General features: G+C 64.7%; 1 pseudogene. It reads left to right on the top strand.

Annotation, left to right across the window (positions count from 1 at the left end):
- Positions 1–10: 10 nt before the first annotated feature.
- Positions 11–241 (top strand): annotated as a pseudogene (locus tag SB822_RS60330) (acyl-CoA dehydrogenase); the annotation flags it as partial.

The following is a 241-nucleotide window of genomic DNA, read 5'->3' as shown; positions in this document are numbered from 1 at the left end:
AGGCGCGAGCATGTTCATCATCGATACGTCCGAGCCCGGTTATCATGTCGCGCGCGTCGAGAACAAGCTCGGTCAGCGCTCCGCGCATCTCGCGCAGATCCAGTTGATCGACTGCCGCGTGCCCGCCGCCAACATCATCGGCGAGGAAGGCAGTGCCTATAAGAAGATGCTGCGCGGTATGTCCGAGGGGCGCATTGCCATCGCGGCAATCGCGGCCGGAACCGCGCGCGCGGCTCTCGAC

It is taken from the genome of Paraburkholderia sp. SIMBA_054 (assembly GCF_046534875.1).
Lineage (GTDB): Bacteria > Pseudomonadota > Gammaproteobacteria > Burkholderiales > Burkholderiaceae > Paraburkholderia > Paraburkholderia hospita.
This window is presented reverse-complemented; position numbering and strand designations above follow the sequence as displayed.